Raw genomic sequence first — 6263 nt, forward strand, 5'->3', positions numbered from 1 at the left:
AAATGATCAGGCGCGCCGCTGGCCGGCAATATAGGCGTCTATCCGGTCCGGATCGAAGATCTGGCCGTCGAAAAATCCGTCCGGGCCAAGGACAAGACTCGCGCCGGCCGAGCCGACCGGCGTCGCTGTCTTCAGCGCCCCTTCGACCTTGGCATTGGCGCCCGGCAGCGCCACGCCGAGCGGCTTCAGCGCCGAGCGATAGAGATCGGGCCGGTAGCAGTCCCGGGCGACGGCGAGGTTTTGCGGCGTATGCGGCAACTGTCCCCAGCGCACCATCTGCGTGTAGAACCAGAGCGCATGGCTCTTCCAGGGAAAGTTGGCCGCCTTGTCGAAGGGCAGGAAGAAATCCTCGACGCGCCGTGCCGCGCCCCCGCCAAGTTGAAGCTGCCCGGTCAGGGCCGGCATCTGGATCGCCTCCGGCTGGCCGAGAAAAGCCGGTCTTGCTATCAGCGCTGCCAGCTCGCCGCGGTGTGCCGGGTCCTGGCACCAGCGGGCGGAGTGATGCAGCGCCCTCAGCAGCGCCGCCAGCGCGTCCGGGTTCTCCTCCGCCCAGACTTTGCGCACCCCGATCACCTTTTCCGGGCTGTTGCGCCACAGCAGCGCCTTCACGGTGACGATGTGGCCGGTGCCTGCCGCGACGGCGGCGCTGTTCCAGGGCTCGCCGACGCAACAGCCGTCGATGCGGCCGGCGGCCAATGCATCGGCCATGAAGGGCGGCGGCACGATAACGATCTCGATGTCGCGGTCGGGATCGACGCCGCAGGCGGCGAGCCAGTAGCGCAGCTCATAATTGTGCCCGGAATGCGGATGCACGACGGCGAAACGCAGCGGTTCGCGACCGGCGGCCGCCCGCTCGCGCATCAGTGCGACGAGCGCCGCTCCGGCGCGCGCCGGATCGAGGTCCGCCGCGGCACCATGCGCCGCCATGCCTTGCCACACCGCATTGGAAACAGTGATGCAATTGCCGCCGAGCCCGAGCGAGAACGGCACGATGGTCTCGGAAGCAAGCGGCGTGAGGCCGAGGCTGCAGGCGAGCGGCATCGGCCCGAGCATATGGGCGACATCAAAGTGGCCGATGGCGATGCGGTCGCGGATGTTGGCCCAGGAGGTCTCGCGATGCAGCTTGAGCTCGATGCCCTCGCGCGCGGCAAAGCCCATCTCGCCGGCTGCGACCAGGACGGCGCTGTCGAGGAGCGGCATGAAGCCGGCGGTGATCTGATGCGCTGCCGACATGCTCATTCGCCCTCCAGCGGTCCCAGCAATCCCGCCGCCGTCACTAGGCTCTGGGCGATGTCGGCGATCTTGCGGTTCTGGTTCATGGCGGTCTTGCGCAGCAGCGCATAGGCCGCCTCCTCGCTTAAGCCCCGCGACTTCATCAATATGCCCTTGGCCCGGTCGATGACCTTGCGGTTCTCGAGCTCGCTGCGCGCCTCCTCCAGTTCGCGCGCCATGCGCGAGAAGGCATTGAAGCGGCTGATCGCCATGTCGAGGATCGGCTTGATGCGTTCCTTCTTCAGCCCGTCGACCACATAGGCGGACACGCCGGCATCGACGGCCGCTTCGATCGAGGCCTGGTCGGAGCGGTCCACAAACATCGCGATCGGCCGCTTCACCACGCGCGATAGCTGGAACATGTTCTCCAGCATGTCGCGGTTGGGATTTTCGAGATCGATGACGATGACGTCCGGCTCGATCTCGGCGATGCGCCGGGCGATGCCGGCGACGTCATGGACCACCGTGACGTGGCGATGGCCGGCGTCCCGCAATCCGGCCTCGATGATCGAGGCACGGATGCGGTTCTCGTCGATAACAAGGATGGTCAACGAACCGGTGGACATGCGCCTATTGTGCAGGCCGGGCGGGATTGCGCAATGCGGCAATCGACTGGGGCGGATCGCAACCGCCCTCAAGACGTGAACTGCGACCCGCCCAATCCTGCGTTGCCGTTAGGGGAGGTTGGCCGCCTTTCTCACTCCTCTCTGAAGGCGTGAGCAAAACTGTCGGCGACCGGCTGGAAGAGATACTCGAGCATGGTTCGCTTGCCGGTGACAACGGAGACCTCCACCGGCATTCCCGGATATAGCTTCACCTGCGGAAGCTTCTTAAGCTCATCGGCGCCCACCTCGACGGTCCCCCGGAAAAAAGTCGCGCCGCTGCGCTCGTCGATCTCTGCGTCGGCCGAAACCCGGGTAAGGGCGCCCTTCACCGTGGGCGTGGTTCTCTGCTTATAGGCGACCAGCCGCACCGTCGCCGGCAGACCGGGGCGAACGACATCGATATCCAGGGGCTGAATCTTGACGTCCAGCACCATCTTGTCCTGATCGGGGACCAGATCGAGAATAATCCCGCCGGGTGGTACAACTCCGCCCGGCGTGAAATACCGAAGGTTCATTACCGCCCCGTCTTCCGGCGCAACGACATCCCGGCGCGCCGCGCGCGCGTCGGTCTTCTGAAGCGCCTTTTCGAGCTCGGAGCGTTTGGTCTGGACGTCACGAAGGTCCTCGGCAGCCTTCTTGACATAGGAGAGCCGGCCATTGTCGATCTGTGCGTCCGCCTCGGCGATCTGCTGCCGCAGGCTTTCTATGTTCCCACGGTTCGACTCAGCCTCGCCTTGTGCTGCGATGATCTGCCGTTCGAGCTGGAGCACGCGGGACTTCACCCCATAGCCTTTCTTGAGAAGCGTGCGGGCGTCCGCCAACTCTTCCCGCAGAGACGGCAACTGGATCTCGAAGGCCGCAACTCTCGCAGCGAGCGCCGACATCTGGGCATGGTACTGGGCTATCCGCTGCTGCCAGACCTCGACCTCCGACGCCTGAACCTTGGCCTGGTCCTGGAAGATACGCTCCTGACCGGCAAGGGCCTCGGCGACGGTCGGTTCGCTTCGCCGGGCCGACAGGTCCGCCGAAAAAGGAATTGTCTTCAGGCCGTCGCGCTGCGCGATCAGACGGGCTTCGCCGGCGAGCGCCGCATCGAGTTCACCGCGCACGGCATCGCGGTCGGATTCCGCGTCGAGCCCGTCGAGGCGAACCAGTATCTGGCCCTGCCTGACCTGGTCTCCTTCCCGGACCAGGATTTCCCGGATGATGCCGCCTTCCAGGTGCTGTACGGTCTTGCGGTTGCTGTCGACCTTCACCACCCCGGGTGCGACCGCCGCGCTCGTCAGCGGCGCGGTGGCTGCCCAGAGGCCGAAGCCACCGAACAGCAGGCCGATGACGGTCAGGCCGCCGAAGACATGGGCGCTCACCGCCGGCCAGGCGGGCGGTGGCGGCGGCATTTCCAACGACAAGGTGGCTTCAGTCACGATCCGGTCCTTTCGGAGCTCACGACTCGGACCTGCGGCGCAGCCGACTGCTGCTCGGGGCGGCGCAGTTGCGCAAGCACGCCGTCGCGCGGGCCGAACATCTGCGACTGGCCATCGTTCAGCACCAGGACGCAGTCGACGTTCACCATCAGCGACGGGCGGTGGGCGACGATCACAACGGTCGAACCTGCCTCCTTCATCGCGGCAATCGCCTGGTTCAGGGCTTCCTCGCCGACGGCATCGAGATTGGAGTTCGGCTCGTCCAGCACCACAAGCGCCGGACGGCGGTAGAGCGCCCTGGCAAGGCCGATGCGCTGGCGCTGCCCCCCGGAGAGCACCGAACCCTGTTCGCCGATCTCGGTATCGTAGCCATTTGGGAGCCTGAGGATCATCTCGTGCACGCCCGCCATCCGGGCGGCGGCCACGATCTCGGCCGGATCGCCTTGCTCCATGCGGGCAATGTTCTCGCGGACGGTTCCGGGAAAGAGTTCGACGTCCTGGGGGAGATAGCCCACATAGGAGCCGAAATCGGCGCGGTTCCAGGCAAACACGTCGACACTGTCGAGCCGAACCCGCCCCTGCTGTGGCGAAAGCATGCCGACGATCAGGCGGGCAAGCGTCGACTTGCCGGCGGCCGACGGCCCGATCACCGCAAGCACCTGGCCCGGCGGCACGGCGAAGGAGAGGTTCCTGAGCACGGGCTCCTTTGCGCCAGCCGGCATATATGTGACGGCGTCGACCGAGAGCTGTCCCTGGGGACGCGGCAATTCCATCCCCGGCGGGCGCAGCGACGGAGTCTCGAACAGCCGGTCCAGCCGGCGCCAGGCCTCGCGCGCGGCGGTGGTCTGCTTCCAGGTGGCGATAGCCTGCTCGACCGGCGCGAGCGCGCGCGACATAATGATCGACGCCGCGATCATGGCGCCGGGCGAGACTTCGTGGCGCAGCGACAGCCAGGCGCCGAGCCCCAGCACCGCGACCTGTAGGAACATCCGGAACGGCTTGGTGAATGCATTGATCAGGCCGGCCCAGTCGCTGGCGGTTGTCTGCAGCGCGAGCACGGACGCATTGGCCGCGTCCCAACGCCGGGCGAGCACCCCGCCCATGCCCATCCCGTCGATGACTTCGGCATTGCGGAAACCGGCATCCGCCGCCTGGTAGGCGCGCGCGGAAGCGGCGTTGGCCTGCTTGAGCGTGTTGGCCGTCAGCGCATTGTTGGCAAGGGCGAGGCCGAACAGAACGATCGCGCCGCCCAGCGCCAGAAGTCCGAGCAGGGGATGCAGCAGGAAGACGAAGCCAAGATAGAGCGGCATCCATGGCGCGTCGAACAGCGCCATGATGCCGCCGCCGCCAAGATAGCCGCGCAGCGTGGCGAGGTCGCGCAGCGCCTCGGTGCGGTAAGATGAGCCGCGCAACGCGTTCTCAAGCCCACGGCCCAGTACCTGCGGCGACAGCACGCGGTCGATCCAGGTGCCGAGCTGCACCAGCAGCCGCGAGCGGAAGAATTCGAGCGCGCCCATTGCAGCCAGCGCCGCTGTCGTAATCAGCGTCAGATAGACGAGCGTTTCCACGCTGCGTCCCGTCAGCACGCGATCATAGACCTGCAGCATGTAGATCGAGGTCGAGAGCACGAGCAGGTTGATGACGAAGCTGAACCCCGCTACCGCGGCGAAACCGCCGCGGCAGCGGGAGAGAGCAAGCTTGAGCGCAGAATGGTCCTGCATCATCTTATCTGCCGCCCTCTGTCACTTTTCATGGTTGTCAGGCGCTCAGGTTGAAGTCGTTGGCAGTGAGCGTGGATACCCCCATCAGATGGATTTCAATGATGTGGGCTCCGCCCGCCACACTCTCGGCCGAGGTTCCGGTATTGGCATAAACGATCGTGTTGCCACTCCCGTCGCTCTGCCAGGCAACGGTATGAGCGGCCAGATTTCCACCCGAGACCGTGCCGGTTGCCGTTAGGCCAAGGGCGCTCGCAAAGTCGATGAAGTCGTGACCCGTTGCCGCCGTCCCGTGCTGGAAATCGAGAATGGTGTCGAAGGCAGAGTGCGTTGAATCGCTTATCGCTTCGAATCTGAAATGATCATCCCCGGCTCCGCCGCTCAACCAGTCTGCGCCGCCGAGGCCCTTGACCGTATCGTTGCCGCTTCCGCCGAAGATGTAGTCGACGCCGCTGGAGCCTGTCAGCCCGTCGGCGCCGGCACGACCGTCCGCGATGTTGGGATTCGTGCTGCTGAGAACGATTCCGTCATCCCCGTTTCCGCCGCTGCCGTTGCCGATCCAGACATTGAAAGTTTGCGGCGACGAGGAAGCGGCATGGTTGTCGGTCGCGGTGACTGTGAGCGTCCCGGTCAGTGTCTGCCCCGTAGGCACGTTGACAATCAGCGAGCCGTTGCTGGCAACGGAGACCGAGCCATTGCTGTTGAGGCCGGGCGTGAAAGTGCTCGTGAATGTGACGGTGTCCTGAGCATCGGGATCGGTCGAAACAAACGAGCCTAGGGTCGGAGCCTGTCCATCCGGCAATGGCGTCGAGCTTGGGACGAATACCGGGGCGCTCGGGGCATGGTTGGTCAAGGGCTCGTCGGCACCGTTCACCGTAATGTCGATGACGTGGTCCGTGCCATCTACCGACGTTACATGGATCTGATCATGCGGATGGTCCGCGGAGTTCAGAGCCTGAACGTTGGCGGCGCCATTGTTGAGCGTATAAACCCAGTTGCCGGCGGCATCGATGGTCAATGACCCGTATGTGCCCGCGATCGGGTTGCTGCCGTTGTGCACCTGGAACGAACTCTGGCCTGCGTCAGGGTCGTTGACGGTCAGAGCACCGTTTACGGTCAGCACAGCGTCCTCTGTCACCGAACCGCTGCTCGTGCCGGTGATCACCGCCGCGTCGTTGGTGCCGTCGATATGGATGGTGACGGTGCGGGTGTCGGTGCTGCCGTGGCCGTCGTCCACTTTCACC

General features: G+C 65.3%; 5 protein-coding genes. All 5 read right to left on the minus strand.

Annotated elements, in window-relative coordinates; translation table 11 throughout:
- Nucleotides 1-6: 6 nt before the first annotated feature.
- Nucleotides 7-1233, minus strand: a complete 1227-nt coding sequence (locus FJW05_RS13510) for a CmpA/NrtA family ABC transporter substrate-binding protein (protein ID WP_181164938.1) — start codon at nucleotides 1231-1233, stop codon at nucleotides 7-9.
- A 2-nt stretch (nucleotides 1234-1235) separates the two neighbouring features.
- Nucleotides 1236-1838: an ANTAR domain-containing response regulator gene (locus FJW05_RS13515; protein ID WP_140545508.1), complete on the minus strand. Its 603-nt coding sequence runs from the start codon at nucleotides 1836-1838 to the stop codon at nucleotides 1236-1238.
- A gap of 131 nt (nucleotides 1839-1969) precedes the next feature.
- Nucleotides 1970-3301 (minus strand): HlyD family type I secretion periplasmic adaptor subunit, encoded by a 1332-nt coding sequence (locus tag FJW05_RS13520; RefSeq protein WP_140632682.1) that lies wholly within the window; start codon nucleotides 3299-3301, stop codon nucleotides 1970-1972.
- The gene (locus tag FJW05_RS13525) at nucleotides 3298-5022 is read right to left on the minus strand and encodes a type I secretion system permease/ATPase (protein ID WP_210239096.1); all 1725 of its coding nucleotides are present in this window, start codon (nucleotides 5020-5022) and stop codon (nucleotides 3298-3300) included. The genes FJW05_RS13520 and FJW05_RS13525 overlap by 4 nt, the downstream gene beginning before the upstream one ends.
- A gap of 37 nt (nucleotides 5023-5059) precedes the next feature.
- Nucleotides 5060-6263 (minus strand): VCBS domain-containing protein (locus tag FJW05_RS13530; protein WP_210239097.1); only part of this gene is annotated, 1204 nt, incomplete at its 5' end.

It is taken from the genome of Mesorhizobium sp. B2-9-1 (assembly GCF_006439455.1).
Lineage (GTDB): Bacteria > Pseudomonadota > Alphaproteobacteria > Rhizobiales > Rhizobiaceae > Mesorhizobium.